At 61.7% G+C, this 532-nt stretch carries 1 pseudogene; it reads left to right on the top strand.

What is annotated here, in order from left to right:
- Window positions 1-532 (top strand): annotated as a pseudogene (locus SB753_RS34630) (RND family transporter); the annotation flags it as partial.

Genomic DNA, 532 nt, shown 5'->3' with positions numbered 1-532 from the left:
GAAGCACAGATCCGCAAGCCGTTCGAGGATGCGGGCTATGAAATCCAGATCATCGGCTTCGCCAAGCAGATCGGCGATATCGCCGATGGCGCGACGGCAGTGCTCGGCTTCTGCGGTATCGCGCTCCTGCTCACTGCGCTCGCCGTCTACTGGTATTGCCATTCGGTCCGCTTCACGGTGCTGCTGATTTCGTGCTCGCTGACGTCGCTCGTCTGGCAGTTCGGCACGCTCAGGCTGCTGGGCTTCGGTCTCGATCCGCTGGCCGTGCTGGTCCCGTTCCTGGTGTTTGCGATCGGCGTCTCGCATGGCGTGCAGCAGGTCAACTTCATCGTGCGCGAGATTGCGCACGGCAACAGCTCGTTCGATGCGGCCCGTCACAGCTTCAGCGGTCTCCTGATTCCCGGTGTGCTGGCGCTCGTCACCGCGTTCGTTTCGTTCATCACGCTACTGCTAATACCGATTCCGATGGTGCGTGAGCTGGCGATCACGGCATCGCTCGGTGTCGGCTACAAGATCGTGACGAACCTCGTGC

Origin of the sequence: Paraburkholderia sp. SIMBA_053 (genome assembly GCF_046534895.1) — a bacterium.
In the GTDB taxonomy this organism is placed as follows: Bacteria; Pseudomonadota; Gammaproteobacteria; order Burkholderiales; family Burkholderiaceae; genus Paraburkholderia; species Paraburkholderia caledonica.
The sequence above is the reverse complement of the archived record's forward strand: the minus strand, read 5'-3'. Positions and strand labels throughout refer to the sequence as shown.